The sequence below is a fragment of the Allosediminivita pacifica genome (assembly GCF_003054175.1).
GTDB classification, from domain to species: domain Bacteria; phylum Pseudomonadota; class Alphaproteobacteria; order Rhodobacterales; family Rhodobacteraceae; genus Allosediminivita; species Allosediminivita pacifica.
In genome coordinates this window covers 38,499-54,400 of the sequence record NZ_QBKN01000013.1, presented here as the reverse complement: position 1 = coordinate 54,400, position 15,902 = coordinate 38,499, and the positions used below count along the sequence as shown (strand labels likewise).

The window sequence follows — 15,902 nt, the reverse complement described above, 5'->3', positions numbered from 1 at the left end:
GATCAGGCGGCGCGCAGGCCGAGCACCTCGTCCACCTGGCGCGCGGCACTGACCTCGTCGCCACCGGAGACGGCAGCAACTTCGCGCGTCAGCCGCTCGAGCGCCGCCTCGTAGAGCTGACGCTCCGAGTAGCTCTGCTCGCGCTGGTCATCCGCACGGTGCAGGTCGCGCACGACCTCGGCAATGGCGATCAGGTCGCCGGAATTGATCTTCTGCTCGTATTCCTGCGCACGGCGCGACCACATGGCCCGCTTGACCTTGGCCTTGCCCTTGAGCGTCTTCATGGCCTGATCGACCACGTCCGGCGTGCTCAGCGAACGCATTCCCACCTCGGTGGCCTTGTGCGTCGGCACGCGCAGGGTCATCTTGTCCTTCTCGAAGGAGATCACGAACAGTTCCAGCTTGATGCCGGCGATTTCCTGCTCTTCGATGGACATGATCTGCCCGACGCCATGCGCCGGGTACACCACGTGGTCGTTGGGCCGGAATTCGGATTTCTTGACTTTTGTCATCTATGTCTGGTCCTCGCGGCTTCCGTCAGGTGAGGGATGGCCTGTGCAGGCGACAATAAAGGCGAGCGGGTATCCGCGGATTCCCGATCACCTCAAGCATTATCGCAGCACAAGCCACCAACTGCGGGCGGGCCCCCGGGGCCGCCCCATGACGGTCTGATATGTAATAGATCTATAACACATTTTCGCGCCTCATCCTAGGAGGATACAAAGCACGAGGAATATCCTGCAAATCCCGAGAATTGCAGGCAAATTTCCCTGTGTTCACGCGCCGGCGACTGACGCCGGCGCGAATCGTTCTCAGCCGCCCTCGCCGGGCGCTTCCGAAAAGTACTTTTCAAGCTTGCCGGTCTCGCCGTCACGCTCTTCCGCTTCGGGAAGCTCGTCCTTCTTGGTGATGATCACCGGCCAGGCTTCCGAGTACTTCCGGTTGAACTCGACCCATTTCTCCATGTCCGGTTCCGTATCCGGACGGATGGCATCGGCGGGGCATTCCGGTTCGCAGACACCGCAGTCGATGCACTCGTCCGGGTGAATCACCAGCATGTTCTCGCCTTCGTAGAAACAGTCCACGGGACAGACTTCGACGCAATCAGTGTATTTGCAGGCGATGCAATTGTCGGTGACGACGTAGGTCATGTGGTGTCGGTATCCGTATAGCCAGACGTTCCGTGGACAGCTAATGGAGTGCCGAGGATCATTCAAGCGCCCGGAAGCGTGACTTTTCGAACTCGCGGCGCTGACGCTTCGTCGGGCGACCACCTGCATCTACTTTGGGCGCTGCGGGGTCTTTTTCCTTTTGTTCCGGCGGGGAAAGATCCTCGTAAAGCGCCTGCGCCTCGGGCGCGGGCCCCCGTCTCTCGCCCAGCGCGACAATCCGGATCACCCGCACGTCATGGCCCTGCGGGAAGGTCAGGACATCCCCGGGCTCGACGTTGCGGGACGGCTTGGCGACGGGTGCGCCGTTCAGCCGGCACTTGCCGGCCGAGACGACCTTTGAGGCCAGCGAGCGCGTCTTGAAGAAACGCGCCTGCCAGAGCCATTTGTCGATGCGCAGCCGCGCCGCCTGTTCCGCCAATTACTGCTTGTCCTTCAGCCCCATGAGCGCCGCAGCGAAGGGATTGTCCGGGTCGATCGGCTTGTCCTTGCGGCGCGGCGGGCGGGATTCGAAGCTCTTGGCCCCGCGATCGCCACCGCCCTTGCCCTGCGGCTTGCCGCCCTTGGGCTTGCCCTTGCCGCGTGGCTTGTCGCCACCGCGCGCCTCGCCGCCACCCTTCGCATCACGCCGGGGGTTGCGGTTTCCGCGCGGCTTGTTGCCCCGGTTCCCGGCCCAGGTGAAGGTATAGAAGACCTCCATCTCGGGACCGGCGATCCCCTCGTCCGGCGCGGTGCCGGGCAGGATTTCCTCTTCGGGCGTGTCGGGCACCGGGCTGTCGGGCGTCTCTTCCGCGGGTTCCTCCGCGATGGGCGCCTCGCCCTGGTCCGCGATCTCGGCCACGGGCTCCTCGACATCGGCAGGCTCGGGCGCGACCTCGGCTTCGGGGGCTTCGCCCGGAACGCTGTCCTGCGCCGCATCCATGACCGGCGTATCCTCGACCGCCTCGGCCACGACCTCTTCCTGCGTGGTGGTCTGCTCGGAGCCCGCGACGGTCTCGTCGACCGGCTTCTCCTTGGTGCGCTCGCCCTGCTCGGCGCGGTAGCCCAGCCCCTGCATCAGGTCGGCGAACTGCTCTAGCGTCAGACCCGTGATCGACAGCATGTCGGCCTTGGCCTCGAATCCGCCGCGCGTGTCCTCGGCGCGCAGAAGATCGGCCAGACGCTCCAGCATGTCGATGCGGATGCCGCGCGCACCAGCCGGGCGATAGCCCGCCAGCATGTAATGCGCATCCTCCACCTCGGGCAGGTTCGGCACGGTCACCAGGCCCGGCGGCGGCGCCTCGGGGAAGACGTCCAGCCCGTTGGCAAGGCTCCAGAGCACAAGCCGCAGACGCGTCGGTGCCGGCTTCAGCAGAAGCGGCATGAAGATCGTGTACTGACCGAAGCGGACGCCGTGCTTGCGCAGCGAGCCGCGCGCCTCCTGATCGAGCGCCTTGACCTCGTCGGCCACGTCGGCGCGCGGAAGCACGCCCATGGCTTCGACCATGCGGAAGGCAAAGCCACGCGCCAGCCCGGTTAGGGTCTCGTCGTCGCGCATCTTCACCAGCGGCTCGAAAAGCGCCGTGATCTTGCGGTCGATGAAATGCTGCAGGCGGCGTTCCACCTTCTGCGCCACATCGGCACCGGCCTCGTCATCGACGAAGGCCGCCGCGCGCGGCTTGAGGGGATCGTCGCCCTTGACGAGCTTGCCCACCGCCTGATCGCCCCACATGAGGCCACCCTGCTCGGTGAAGTCGATCTCCGTATCGGGGGCATTGTAGAAGCGATCCGCCCGCAAATGGAAATGCGGCGCCAGGGCCTGCACCGAGGCCTGGCGTACGGTTTTCGCCTCCTGCCCGGTGGCGTCCTTGTCCTGACGGAACCGGAACCCCTCGAGCCGTCCGACGAATTCGCCCTCGACGGTCACTTCACCCTTGTCGTTCACCTCGGCCAAGAGGGCCTCCTTCTGCTTCAACCGGCGCAAGAGCACGGAAGTGCGCCGGTCAACAAATCTTTGCGTCAGACGCTCGTGCAGCGCGTCCGAGAGGCGGTCTTCTACAGCGCGCGTCTCCCCGCGCCAATGGGCATCGTCCCGAACCCAGCCACGCCTCTGCGCGACATAAGTCCAAGTGCGGATATAGGCGAGTCGTTTCGACAATGTGTCAATGTCGCCGTCCGTCCTGTCGATCCTGCGCACCTGTCGCGCAAGGAAATCTTCCGGGACCGCCCCGGTCTCGTGAAGATGCTTGAAGATAACCTGCAACAGGCCAGCATGTTCCGCGTGACTGATGCCGCGGAAATCCGGGATCCGGCAGACATCCCACAAAAGCTGCACCGATTGCGGGTTCCGCGCCCGCGCCGCGACCTCCGGCTCGCCCGCCAGCGATCGCAGCGCCATGAGGTCGTCGGCCTCGCGCGATTTCACCAGCCCCTCGATCTCGGGCGGCATCTCGAGGCTCTGCTCCAGCGCGTCGATGCTGCCGAAACTCAGCTTGTGGTTCCGCCAGTTCAACTTCTTGAGCGGCGTAAAACTGTGGTTCTCGATGGCCTCGACCCATTCGTCGGGGATCGGCCCCGTATCGCCGGTCACCCCGAAGGTCCCGTCGCTCATGCCCCGCCCCGCGCGCCCGGCGATCTGCGCCAGCTCGTTGGGCTGCAGCGGACGCATCCGCCGCCCGTCGAACTTCACCAGCGAGGAAAACGCCACGTGGTCGATGTCGAGGTTCAATCCCATGCCGATAGCATCCGTCGCCACCAGGTAATCCACGTCGCCGCGCTGATACATCTCGACCTGCGCATTCCGGGTACGGGGGCTCAGTGCGCCCATGACCACGGCCGCCCCGCCCTTCTGACGGCGCAGAAGCTCGGCCATGGCATAGACGTTCTCGACCGAGAACCCGACGATGGCCGTGCGCGGCTTGATCCGGCTGACCTTCTTCGACCCGGTGTAGGTGAGCTGGCTCATGCGCTCGCGGCGCACGAATTCACACCCTTTGACCAGCTGCGCGATGGGACCGCGCATGGTGTCGGAACCCAGGAACAGCGTCTCCTTCGTGCCTCGCATCCGCAGCAGCCGGTCGGTGAACACATGCCCCCGCTCGGGATCGGCGCAAAGCTGGATCTCGTCGATGGCCACGAAATCGCAGCCCATGCCCTCGGGCATGGCCTCGACGGTGCAGACCCAGTACTGCGCCCGCGGCGGCACGATGCGTTCCTCGCCGGTGATCATCGCTACCACCGAAGGCCCCCGGATCGCCACCAGCCGGTCATAAACCTCGCGGGCGAGCAGCCGCAGGGGCAGCCCGATCATCCCGGTCCTGTGACCGAGCATCCGTTCGAGAGCGTAGTGGGTTTTGCCAGTGTTGGTCGGGCCGAGAATGGCCGCGACCCTCGCGCGTTCGCCCATGGGGCCGCCTTTGGAATTCGGAATTTCAGAGGGCGGTGCCCTTAACCTCTTGCTCGAGCCGCTCGAGGGCCTGTTCGACCTCCGGGTCGTGCGGTCTCAACTCAAGTACTCTCTCGTAGGCGGCATACGCAAGCGCGGGATTGCCCGTCGCCTGGTGGATCGCACCGACCCCTTTCAGCGCGCCGAAGTGATGGGGGTTGAGCGCGAGTGTATGCTCGAGCGCATCCATGGCAAGGCCCAGCCGTTCCGCCTGGAAGTAGGCCAGCGCAAGCGCGTGCCAGCCCTCGGCGAACTCCGGCGCATGATCGGTCAGTGCCTGCAGGTGCTCCATCGCACCCGAAATGTCACCGACCTCCAGCGCATCACGCCCCCGTGTCAGCAGCAGGTCCCGCGCGGGCGACCCGGACTTCGACCAGGCATTGATGATCTGCCGTTCCAGACGCTGTGCCGCGACCTCAGACTCGGCGGTGCGAAGCTCCTCCAGAAGGCCTTCCGCTCCGTCGACCGCCTGCGCGGCGACGGGTATGGAAAACATGACCATCGCGGAAAATGCCGCCACGCTACATTTGATATTCGATATCACGGTCGCCATCATCTTGTCAGTCTAGCGCCAGCGCCGGCAAATGCCAGCGCACGATATCGAGAGGAAAACAGCAATGAGCGACGCGATCAACGCCGCGGTGGCAGCCCTGAACGAAAAGATGGGCGGCCAGGGCTTTGACGGGACCGCCAAGTTCGTGATGGACGAGGGCAGCATCATCGTCGACGAGGCCGGCGCCCATGCGGGCGACGAAGACGCCGACGTCACGCTCACCGCCGAAACCGAAACCTTCCAGCAGATCATTGCAGGCGATCTGAACCCCACCTCGGCGTTCATGTCCGGCAAGCTCAAGATCGACGGCGACATGGGCAAGGCCATGCAGCTGGCCCAGGTCCTGTCCTGATGGAGACTGCGCAGGCGCCCTTCCTGACCGAACTCGCCGACAGCGTGCCCGGGGCCCGGGCCTTCTGGGTGCAGGCCAGCGACGGTCTCCGCCTGCGCATCGCCCACTACCCCGGCCCCGAGACCGCCCGCGGCACGGTCCTGATCTTTCCGGGCCGCACCGAATACGTCGAGAAATACGGCCGCGTCGCCGCCGGACTTGCCGACCGGGGCTTTCACTCCATCGCCATCGACTGGCGCGGTCAGGGCATGGCCGACCGGATGCTCGAAAACGCGCTGACCGGCCACGTGGACCGCTTCGCGGACTACCAGCGCGACGTCGAAGCGGCGCTCGCCCTCGTCGATCAGCTAGACCTGCCCGGCCCCCGCTTCCTGTTCGGGCATTCCATGGGCGGCTGCATCGGCCTCCGGTCGCTGATGAACGGGCTTGACGTGGGCGCCGCGGCCTTCACCGGGCCGATGTGGGGCATCCGCATCGGCGCTGCCGTGCGACCTGCGGCCTGGGCCCTCGGCTGGGGCAGCCGCCGCATCGGGCTCGGCCATCTCTTTGCGCCGGGCACCGGGTCGGACAGCTACGTCGCCCGCTCGCCCTTCGAGGACAACCTGCTCACCCGCGACCGCGAGATGTGGGACTACATGCAGCGGCAGGTGGATGCCGACCCGCGTTTCCACCTGGGCGGCCCCTCGCTCACATGGGTACTCGAGGCGCTCGGCGAATGCCGCGACCTCTCGCGCCGCCCCTCGCCCGACCTGCCCTGCCTGACCTGGATCGGCGCCAACGAACGCATCGTCGACACGCACCGCGTGCACGACCGCATGGCCGCCTGGCCCAAGGGCAAGCTCGAGGTGGTCGAGAACGGCGAGCATGAACTGCTCATGGAAGGGCCCGTGATCCGCAACCGAATCCTCGAAGCGGCCTGCGCCCTCTTCTCGCAGGAGGATGGCGCACGCACCGCGCTCAGCGCCTGACGCTGGCCCGGGGGACGCGGCGCCCTATACTGGCCAGAATGGCCGACCCCGCCCTCACCTTCACCGAACGTGGCATCTACTGCCCGGCAGGCGATTTCTTCATCGACCCCTGGCGCCCGGTGGACCGGGCGCTGATCACCCATGGTCACGCTGATCACGCGCGGCCGGGACACCGCCGCTACCTCGCGACCGAGGGCGCCGCGCCAGTGATCCGGCACCGGCTTGGCGAAATCGCGCTCGACACCATCCGCTACGGCGAGGTGCGGCGCATCGGCAGCGCGGATGTCTCGTTCCACCCCGCCGGCCACATCCCCGGCTCCGCCCAGATCCGGGTGGAGGTCAGCGGAGAAGTCTGGGTCGTCTCAGGCGACTACAAGCGCGTCGACGACGGCCTGTCGGAACCCTTCGAGCCGCTCCGCTGCCACGCCTTCATCACCGAATGCACCTTCGGCCTGCCCGTCTTCCGCTGGCCGGAAGAGGCCGAGGTTCGCGCCGAGCTCAACGCCTGGTGGGCCGCCAATGCCGCCGCCGGGCGCGCCTCGATCCTCGGCGCCTACAGCCTCGGCAAGGCCCAGCGCCTGCTCAGGATGCTCGACCCCGATATCGGCCCCATCCTCACCCACGGCGCGGTCGAGGCCACGAACGAGGTGCTGCGCGCGCAGGGCTACGACCTGCCCGACACGCTGCACGTCACCCCCGACCTCAAGGGCAAGGATCACCCCGGCGCCCTCGTCATCGCGCCGCCCTCGGCGCTGGCCCAGCCTTGGGGCCGCCGCTTCGGCGCCGCCTCCACCGCCTTTGCCAGCGGCTGGATGCGCCTGCGCGGCGTCCGCCGCCGCCGCGCCGCGGACCGCGGCTTTGTCGTCTCGGATCACGTCGACTGGCCTGACCTGATGCGCACGATCCGCGAGACAGATGCGGAAAAGATATTTGTAACGCATGGTTACACGGATATCTTCGCGCGGCATCTGACCTCCGAAGGCTGGGATGCGCAGGTGGTCCCTACCGAGTTCGGCAGCGACGAGGACGACAGCGAAGCGCTCGCGGAGGCCACCTCGTGAAAGCCTTCGCCGATCTCTTCACCGCCGTCGACCAGACGACGAAAACCACCGCGAAAACAAAGGCATTGGCCGATTACTTCAAGAATGCCGACGACGCCGACAAGCTCTGGACCATCGCGCTCTTCTCGGGCCGCCGTCCCAAGCGTGCCGTGAACACCACGCAGCTGCGCGAATGGGCCGCCGAACGCGCCAGCTTGCCGCTCTGGCTGGTCGAGGAAAGCTATCCCATCGTCGGCGATCTGGCCGAGACCATCGCCCTCATCCTGCCCCCGGCCGAGCAGCACAGCGACGAACCACTTTCCTTCTGGATCAACGCGTTGCGCGCGCTTCATGACGTGGACATCGACACCCGCAAGCAGCGCATCCTCGACGCCTGGAACCGGCAGGACGACACCGAACGCTTCCTCTTCAACAAGCTCATCACCGGCGGCTTCCGCATCGGCGTCAGCCGCAAGCTCATGACCCGCGCCCTCGCCCAGGCCACGGGCCAGGACGAGGCGGTGCTTGCCCACAGGCTCATGGGCGGCTGGAAACCCGAAACCACCAGCTACCACGCTCTGATCGAGGCCGAGGATGCCGCCGCCGACCAGAGCCGCCCCTATCCCTTCTACCTCGCCTACCAGCTCGACGATCCACCCGAGTCCCTCGGAGACCCGAAGGACTGGCTGGCCGAATGGAAATGGGACGGCATCCGCGGCCAGCTCCTGATCCGCGGCAGCGACCACCACGTCTGGTCCCGCGGCGAAGAGCTGATGACCGACCGCTTCCCCGAGCTCGCCCGCGCGCGCGACTTCCTGGCCGACGGCACCGTGATCGACGCCGAGATCGTCGCCTGGGATGCCGAGGCGGAACAGCCCATGCCCTTCAACACGCTTCAGCAACGCATCGGTCGCAAGACCGTGCCGAAGAAGCTCCTGAAGGAGGCGCCCGTCATCCTGCTGGCCTACGACCTGCTGGAACACGCAGGCCGCGACATGCGTGACACGCCACTTCAAGAGCGCCGCGCAACCCTTGAAAATCTTGCCGAAAATCTCCCCAAGGATGCCCCCATCCGCCCCTCGCCGCGCATCGCCTTCGACAGCTGGGACAGCCTTGCCTCCCAGCGCGCCACCGCCCGCGACTTTCGCGCCGAGGGCGTCATGCTCAAGCGCTTGGACAGCCCCTATCTCTCGGGCCGCAAGAAGGGCGACTGGTGGAAGTGGAAACTCGACCCGCTCACCATCGACGCGGTGATGATCTACGCCCAGCAGGGCCACGGCCGCCGCGCCAACCTCTTCACGGACTTCACCTTCGCCGTCTGGCAGGGCAACGACCTCGTCCCCTTCACCAAGGCCTACTCCGGCCTCACCGACGAGGAATTCAACCGCATCACCCACTGGGTCCGCCGCAACACGCAACAGCGCTTCGGCCCCGTCCGTCAGGTCACCCCTAAGCATGTCTTCGAAATCGCCTTCGAAGGCATACACGCCTCGCCCCGCCACAAGTCCGGAGTCGCCCTGCGTTTCCCGCGCATGTCGCGCTGGCGTCACGACAAACAAGTGCAGGACGCCAACACGCTCGACGACCTCAAGCAGTTGCTCGACGCCTACGGCTGAGCGGGACGCCCGGTCCCCCTTGCATTTCCTGCCCAAGACAGGTGTGAATCGCCCACCCCCGCGCCTATGTCGGCGGGACACGACAACGAGGATCCCGATGACCAAGCTTCACGACCCGCAGCCGCTCTTCGACGCCAACGCCCCGCACGGGGACCGTGACCTGGGGCCGCTGCCGGAATGGGACCTGACCGATCTCTATCCCGCGCCCGACGCGCCCGAACTCAAGCGCGACCTCGACTGGCTCGAAGACGCCTGCAAGCGCTTTGCCACTGATTTCGAAGGCAAGATCGCCGACCTGGACGCCGAAACCCTGCTCGAGGCCATCCAGCGCCACGAACGCATCGAGGCCGTCGCCGGCCGCATCATGTCCTACGCGGGCCTGCGCTACTACCAGCTGACCACCGATCCCGCGCGCACCAAGTTCCTCTCGGACGCGCAGGAAAAGGTCACCGTCTACACCACGCCGCTGGTCTTCTTCACGCTCGAGCTGAACCGGATCGAGGACACGCATTTCGAAACCCTGATGGGTGAGAACAGCGATCTCGCACGCTACCGCCCCGCGCTGCGCCGCATCCGCGCCATGAAGCCCTACCAGCTCTCCGACGAGTTGGAGAAATTCCTGCATGACATGGGCGTGGTGGGCGACGCTTGGGAACGTCTCTTCGACGAGACCATCGCCGGGCTGACCTTCACGGTCGACGGCGAGGACCTCAACATCGAGGGCACGCTGAACCTGCTGACCGACCATGACCGCGCCAAGCGCGAGGCCGGCGCCCGCGAACTGGCCCGGGTGCTGGGCGAGAACATCCGCACCTTCGCCCGCGTGCACAACACCACCACCAAGGAGAAGGAGATCATGGACCGCTGGCGGGGCATGCCCACGCCGCAGACCGGCCGTCACCTCTCCAACGACGTGGAACCCGAGGTCGTGCAGGCCCTGCGCGACGCCGTGGTCGAAGCCTACCCCCGTCTCAGCCATCGCTACTACGAGCTGAAGCGCAAGTGGCTCGGTCTCGACACCATGCAGGTCTGGGACCGCAACGCGCCCCTGCCCATGGAGCAGACCCGCACGGTGACATGGGACGAGGCGCGCGAGACGGTGATGAACGCCTATGCGGGCTTCGATCCCCGCATGACCGAGATCGCCACCCCCTTCTTCGAAAAGGGCTGGATCGACGCCGCGGTGAAGCCCGGCAAAGCGCCCGGCGCCTTCGCCCACCCCACGGTGACCGAGGTGCATCCCTACATCATGCTGAATTACCTTGGCAAACCGCGCGACGTGATGACCCTCGCCCATGAACTCGGCCACGGCGTGCATCAGGTGCTGGCCGCCGGCCAAGGCGAGATGCTCTCCTCCACGCCGCTGACGCTCGCCGAAACGGCCTCGGTCTTCGGCGAGATGCTGACCTTCCGCCGCATGCTCGCGAACACCACCGACCCGGCGGAGCGCAGGGTGCTCCTCGCCGGCAAGGTCGAGGACATGATCAACACGGTCGTGCGCCAGATCGCCTTCTACGATTTCGAGTGCAAGCTCCACGAGGCGCGCCGCGGCGGGGAACTCACCCCCGACGACATCAACGCCATCTGGATGTCCGTGCAGGCCGAAAGCCTCGGCCCCACCTTCGAGTACATGGAGGGCTACGAGACCTTCTGGGCCTACGTGCCCCACTTCGTGCACACGCCCTTCTACGTCTACGCCTACGCCTTCGGCGACGGCCTCGTGAACGCGCTCTACGCCGCCTACGAGGAAGCGCCCGAGGGCTTCCAGGACAAGTACTTCGACATGCTCCGCGCCGGCGGCTCCAAGCACCACAAGGAGCTTCTCGAACCCTTCGGCCTCGACGCCACCGACCCCGCCTTCTGGCAGAAGGGCCTCGCGATGATCGAACGCTTCATCGACGAACTGGAAGCGATGGAAGAGTGACCAGACCGCCCGGCCCCGCGCGGGCCGGGCATCCCTGCCGAGTATCCCGATGACGATCACCCTCTCGCCTCTTCCACCGGACCGCCCCGACCTGCTCGAGGCGATCACCCTTCCGCCCGAACAGCAGCAGTTCGCCTCGCCACCCGCGCTTTCCATGGCGCAGGCCACGGGCCGCCGCGATGGGCACCTCATCTGGGAGGGCGAAACGCCGGTCGGTTTCTTCGCCATCGATCTCGACTACGCGCAGGCCCACGATTTCGCAGAAGCGGGCACAATAGGGCTGCGCATGTTCTGCATCGACGCCCGCCACCAGCGCCGCGGCCTTGCCACGCGGGCCAGCCGCGCCCTCGGCCCCTACCTCGCGAGGCAATACCCGCAGGCCGCGACCGTCTACCTGACCGTGAACCACCGCAACCCCGGCGCCAAGGCGGCCTACCTCAAGGGCGGCTTCACGGACACGGGCGAAGACTACCTCGTCGGCGCCTCGGGGCCGCAATACATCATGCGCCTGCCCCTGCAGGCCGCCGCGCCCGCAGCCTGACACCTCACTTCAGCTGGGAATCCTTCGATCCGCGGCGGTTCACACCGCCGCGCGGCGTGGCCCGCCCCTGGTGCTCGGCCGCGCATTCCACGCAGAGCTTCACCCCCAGCAGCGCCTTGCGCCGCTTCTCGGGGATCTCCTCGTCGCACTCAGCGCATTCCGTCAGGCTCTCGCCCACCGGCGCGCGGCGCGCCCGCATCCTCTCCAACTCATCCGAGATCGAGGCCTCGATCTGTTCGCTCACCGCGCCGTCGCGCGTCCAGCCTCCGGCCATGGCACACCTCCTTGGCAGAACATCCCGTAAACATAGGCGCGGCCCGGCAAAGAACCAAACCCCATGCCGCTTCTTCTTGGCCCAAATATTCCGGGGGAGCCGCCCGCAGGGCGGCGGGGGCAGAGCCCCCGTCCCGGCCACCGCCACATGCCGCCCCCACAAGGATTGACTTCAGGTCGCGGACGCTACTTCCTCGCGGAAAGGAGTGCCCGCCATGCGCCCGATCCTTGTCCCCACACTCACCCTGAGCCTCCTGCTCGCCGCCACCCTGCCCGTCCGGGCCTCGGGTCCCTTCACCTTCGACAGCATCGACGGCGGCACCATCCCCCTCGACGACATGAAAGGCGGGCCGGTGCTCGTGGTCAACACGGCCTCGCGCTGCGCCTTCACACTTCAGTACGACGGGCTGCAAGCGCTCTACGACCGCTACCGCGACCGCGGGCTGACCGTGCTGGCAGTGCCCTCGCAGGACTTCCGGCAGGAGCTCGAAAGCGACGAAGCGGTCCGGGACTACTGCGCGGTCAACTTCGGCCTCGACCTGCCCATGACCACGATCACCAGCGTGACGGGCGCCGACGCGCATCCCTTCTACGCATGGCTCGAGGCCGATCACGACGTGCGACCGGCCTGGAACTTCAACAAGGTGCTGCTCGACGGCGAGGGCAACTTCGTGGCCTTCTGGGGCTCCACGACGCGGCCCCTCTCGCAGACGTTGACCGCGCGGATCGAGCCCCTCCTGGGGCCCGCCCCGGATCAGGCGCTCAGCAGACCGTAAAGCTCGTCCTTCACGGCCGCACGCCGCCGGCGCAGCTGCGCCTCGGCCAGCGGATCCATCGGCGCCAGACGGCATTCCGCGCGAAAGACCTGCCGGTTCAGCTCGGCATAGGTCTCGGCCAGACGCGCAAAATGGGCGTTGCCCCGTTTCAGCTGACCCAGCTTTCCGGCCAGTTGCGGGAACTCGGCGGCCAGCTCGTGCGGAACATGGGACATGGGCTTCTCCTCTTCGTCTCTGTCCGGCCCCATGTTGCCCGGGAGAGCCGCCGCGCGCCTTGATCCGCGTCAAGACACACGCCGGAACGCACGAAGACCCTAGTGGCCGGATTCCGTCACCACCGGCGGGCGCTGCTTCTTCAGCCGCGCCTCGCGCCAGGTGATGTAGACCACCGCCCCCATGATCAGCGCCCCGCCGGCGATCACGAAGGGATCTGCGGGCTCGCCGAAGAAGGCCGCGCCGAGGATCACGGACCAGACGAGCTGCAGGAAGGTCACCGGCTGCGTCACCGTCACCGGCGCCGCGGCGAAGGCCAGCGTCATGCAGTAGTGCCCCGTGGTGGCGAACAACGCGACGCAGAACAGCAGCGCCAGCTCGCCCCAGGTCGGCCAGACCCAGACGGCCAGCGCGAAGGGCGCCAGCCCCACCGTCACGGTCAGCGACATCATCGCCACGATCACCACAGGGCTCACCTCGCCCGACAGGATCTTGGCCGTCAGGTAGGACCCCGCGAACAGCACCGCGACCACCAGCATGGCGAGGTGCCCCGGATCGAGCTCGCGGAACCCCGGCCGCAGGATGATCGCCGCGCCCGCCAGCGCCGCCACCACCGCGAGGATGCGGCGCATGGCCAGCTTTTCACCCAGCACGAAGACCGCGAGGACCGTGATGTAGACCGGATTGAGGTAGTTCATCGCGGTGACCTCGGCGATCGGGATCCGCGTCATGGCAAAGAACCACAGGATCACGGCGCCGGTGTGAAAGGCGCCCCGGATCCCGAACAGGCGCAGCTGACGACCCGTGGGCCGGAAGTCGCGAAGCTCGCGCCAGGCCGGAATCAGGAACAGCAGCCCGAAGGAAAAGCGCAGGAAGGCGGATTCGGCGGGCGGTACGCGGCTGCCCACCGTCTTCACGAGGGCCGTCACCGCGACGAAGCAGAGCCCCGTCACCACCATCCAGAAAATGCCCCGCGCGGGGCTCTGCGTCGCTGCCTGCATGCCAGCAGGCTTAGACCACTGAGCGGCGGGGGCAAGGTGCCATGGGTCCGCTGCGCGCTCCGGGCCTGCAACGGCGACCACGCCCGGGGCCTCTCACGGCCACATCGTTTGTTAACGGGATTGCCATAGCACTCCGCCAAATCACCGTGATCTCCACAGAAAAGGACGGACCCGCGCATGTTGAGACTGGGAATCGCCTGGCGGATCTATCTCGTCGTCGTGCTCGCACTGGGATGCATGGGCTTCTCGGCGTGGAAGTCCGTCTCCCTGATGGAACGCAACACCTACATGCTGCGTGAAGTACACCTGCGCGACCTGGTCGATCTCGCGATCAGCAAGCTGCGCGATCTCGACGAACAGGTCGCCGCGGGCGACGTCACCCTTGCCGAGGCACAGGCCGAGGGCGTCGAATTCCTGCGCACGTTGAACTACGACAACGGAAACTACCTTTTCGCCTCGGACTACGAAGGCAACATAGTCGCCCACCCGCGTGATGACCGCATGGGCTCGAACACCTGGGATCTTACCGATCCCAATGGTGTCATGATCTACCAGGAACTCATCGCCACCGCGCAGACCCCCGAGGGGGGCGCCGTATACTACAGCTCGCGCCGCGCCGGCGACGACGGCGCCGAACTGACGTTGCCCAAGATCAGCTTCACGTATGGCTTCGCGCCTTGGGGCTGGATGATCGCGACCGGCAGCTACGTCGAGGATATCGACGCCATGGCCGCTGAGATGCGCGACGACATGCTCACCTACCTCCTAGTCGGTTTCGGCGTGATGGCGCTAGGGGGCGGCGTGATCGCTTACAGCGTCATTCGCCCGATCAATCGCCTGAATGCCCGCATGAAAGGACTTTCGCAGGGCGATCTCGCAAGCAAGATCCCCTATGTCAAAGGCCGCTCCGAAACCTCGCAGATGGCGCGCAGCATGGTCGTCTTCCGGGACGATCTGCAACGCAAGAAAGAACTCGAGGAGGCAGAGAACGAAGCCCGTGCCCGGCGCGACGCGGAACAGGAAGAACAGCAGGCTGTCGTCCTCGCGATCGGCGAAGGCCTGTCCGGCCTGTCCGAGGGCGACCTGAGGCGAACGCTCGACAGCCCCTTCCCGGCCCAGTTCGAGCCGCTGCGACAGAACTTCAACACGACGGTGACGAACCTGCGCGAGATCATGAAGGTCCTTCTGGAGAACGCGGATGAAATCCAGTCCCGTGCCGGCGAAATGTCCTCGTCCTCAGAGGATCTCGCCCGCCGCACCGAAACCCAGGCCGCCACGCTCGAAGAAACCGCCGCCGCCCTGGACGAGATCACCAGCTCGGTCGGCAAGGCCGCCAGCGACGCATCCGAGGTCGAACGCGTGGTTCAGCAGACCCGGACCGATGCCGAAGACAACAGCAGCATCGTCCGCCAGGCGGTTGTCGCCATGTCCGAGATCCGCGCATCCTCCGAGTCGATCTCGAAGATCACCGGCGTGATCGACGACATCGCCTTCCAGACCAACCTTCTCGCACTCAACGCAGGGGTCGAGGCCGCACGCGCGGGCACGGCCGGTCGCGGCTTCGCCGTGGTCGCGGATGAAGTTCGTCAGCTTGCCCTCGGTTCCTCCGAAGCCGCGCGCGAGATCAAGCAGCTGATCGGCGCCAGCTCCAAGCACGTGGAATCCGGCGTGGAGCTGGTCAACTCGGCGGGCGAGGCGCTCGCGGGAATCGTCGAACAGGTCGCGCACGTCGCCACGCTGGTCAGCGGCATCGCCGAAAGCGCGCGGGACCAGTCGAGCGGCATTTCCGAGATCAATACGAGCGTGGTTCATCTCGACCAGGTGACCCAGCAGAACGCCGCGATGGTCGAGGAGGCCTCCGCGGCGATCATGACACTGACCGGCGAGGTCGACAGCCTCCGGCGCCAGATTTCTCGCTTCCGGGTCGATGTAAACAGTGCCACCGAACGGCTCGGGGCTTGGAAGCCGGATCTTGATCGGGCTGCAGGCTAGTCGTTTCGCGTGCCGATTTTGGGATCGGTGCGCGGGCGTCGCGGTCGGGTCGCATCACCC

At 66.4% G+C, this 15,902-nt stretch carries 16 protein-coding genes; 8 read left to right on the top strand and 8 right to left on the bottom strand.

Translation table 11 applies throughout. The features are described 5' to 3' along the window. Positions 1-2: 2 nt before the first annotated feature. The 5 genes from C8N44_RS11625 to C8N44_RS11605 form a co-directional block, all read right to left on the bottom strand. The gene (locus C8N44_RS11625) at positions 3-512 is read right to left on the bottom strand and encodes a CarD family transcriptional regulator (protein ID WP_107976665.1); all 510 of its coding nucleotides are present in this window, start codon (positions 510-512) and stop codon (positions 3-5) included. A 300-nt stretch (positions 513-812) separates the two neighbouring features. After that, a complete protein-coding gene (gene fdxA / locus C8N44_RS11620) occupies positions 813-1,151 on the bottom strand; it encodes a ferredoxin FdxA (RefSeq protein WP_107976663.1) in 339 nt (112 codons plus the stop codon). Between the two features lie 58 nt (positions 1,152-1,209). Next, a complete protein-coding gene (locus C8N44_RS11615) occupies positions 1,210-1,590 on the bottom strand; it encodes an RNA-binding S4 domain-containing protein (RefSeq protein ID WP_107976661.1) in 381 nt (126 codons plus the stop codon). Then, positions 1,591-4,554, bottom strand: a complete 2,964-nt coding sequence (locus C8N44_RS11610) for a helicase-related protein (protein WP_107976659.1) — start codon at positions 4,552-4,554, stop codon at positions 1,591-1,593. Between the two features lie 25 nt (positions 4,555-4,579). After that, a complete protein-coding gene (locus C8N44_RS11605; protein ID WP_107976809.1) occupies positions 4,580-5,089 on the bottom strand; it encodes a tetratricopeptide repeat protein in 510 nt (169 codons plus the stop codon). Between the two features lie 121 nt (positions 5,090-5,210). Here C8N44_RS11605 and C8N44_RS11600 point away from each other — a divergent pair, with 121 nt between their 5' ends. The 6 genes from C8N44_RS11600 to C8N44_RS11575 all read left to right on the top strand — a co-directional run bounded on the left by C8N44_RS11600 (position 5,211) and on the right by C8N44_RS11575 (position 11,587). Continuing rightward, positions 5,211-5,498, top strand: coding sequence for an SCP2 sterol-binding domain-containing protein (locus C8N44_RS11600; RefSeq protein WP_107976657.1), 288 nt, complete (start codon positions 5,211-5,213; stop codon positions 5,496-5,498). Next, complete coding sequence (locus C8N44_RS11595) at positions 5,498-6,466, top strand: alpha/beta fold hydrolase (protein WP_107976654.1); 969 nt, start codon at positions 5,498-5,500, stop codon at positions 6,464-6,466. The genes C8N44_RS11600 and C8N44_RS11595 overlap by 1 nt, the downstream gene beginning before the upstream one ends. 38 nt (positions 6,467-6,504) lie before the next feature. Then, positions 6,505-7,527 (top strand): ligase-associated DNA damage response exonuclease, encoded by a 1,023-nt coding sequence (locus tag C8N44_RS11590; protein ID WP_107976652.1) that lies wholly within the window; start codon positions 6,505-6,507, stop codon positions 7,525-7,527. Next, positions 7,524-9,122 carry an ATP-dependent DNA ligase gene (locus tag C8N44_RS11585; protein WP_107976649.1) on the top strand — a complete coding sequence of 533 codons (1,599 nt, stop codon included), beginning with the start codon at positions 7,524-7,526 and terminating at the stop codon, positions 9,120-9,122. The genes C8N44_RS11590 and C8N44_RS11585 overlap by 4 nt, the downstream gene beginning before the upstream one ends. 97 nt (positions 9,123-9,219) lie before the next feature. Beyond that, a complete protein-coding gene (locus C8N44_RS11580; protein WP_107976647.1) occupies positions 9,220-11,046 on the top strand; it encodes a M3 family oligoendopeptidase in 1,827 nt (608 codons plus the stop codon). A 49-nt stretch (positions 11,047-11,095) separates the two neighbouring features. Further along, complete coding sequence (locus tag C8N44_RS11575) at positions 11,096-11,587, top strand: GNAT family N-acetyltransferase (protein WP_107976645.1); 492 nt, start codon at positions 11,096-11,098, stop codon at positions 11,585-11,587. Positions 11,588-11,591: 4 nt separating this feature from the next. Here C8N44_RS11575 and C8N44_RS11570 read toward each other — a convergent pair whose 3' ends face one another. After that, a complete protein-coding gene (locus tag C8N44_RS11570) occupies positions 11,592-11,861 on the bottom strand; it encodes a DksA/TraR family C4-type zinc finger protein (RefSeq protein WP_107976643.1) in 270 nt (89 codons plus the stop codon). A 214-nt stretch (positions 11,862-12,075) separates the two neighbouring features. Between C8N44_RS11570 and C8N44_RS11565 the strand changes: the two genes are divergently transcribed. Next, entirely contained in the window at positions 12,076-12,636 is a 561-nt protein-coding gene (locus C8N44_RS11565; RefSeq protein ID WP_107976641.1) for a glutathione peroxidase, read from the top strand. Here C8N44_RS11565 and C8N44_RS11560 read toward each other — a convergent pair. Together C8N44_RS11560 and C8N44_RS11555 are read right to left on the bottom strand one after the other, a co-directional pair. Continuing rightward, complete coding sequence (locus tag C8N44_RS11560) at positions 12,615-12,851, bottom strand: HP1242/YdcH family protein (protein WP_107976638.1); 237 nt, start codon at positions 12,849-12,851, stop codon at positions 12,615-12,617. The two genes, C8N44_RS11565 and C8N44_RS11560, sit on opposite strands and share 22 nt — an antisense overlap. Before the next feature lie 99 nt (positions 12,852-12,950). After that, the gene (locus C8N44_RS11555) at positions 12,951-13,850 is read right to left on the bottom strand and encodes a DMT family transporter (RefSeq protein WP_244641040.1); all 900 of its coding nucleotides are present in this window, start codon (positions 13,848-13,850) and stop codon (positions 12,951-12,953) included. Positions 13,851-14,027: 177 nt separating this feature from the next. On the opposite strand from C8N44_RS11555, the gene C8N44_RS11550 reads away from it, so the two are divergent. Next, positions 14,028-15,842: a methyl-accepting chemotaxis protein gene (locus tag C8N44_RS11550; protein WP_107976636.1), complete on the top strand. Its 1,815-nt coding sequence runs from the start codon at positions 14,028-14,030 to the stop codon at positions 15,840-15,842. The last annotated feature ends 60 nt before the right edge of the window (positions 15,843-15,902 follow it).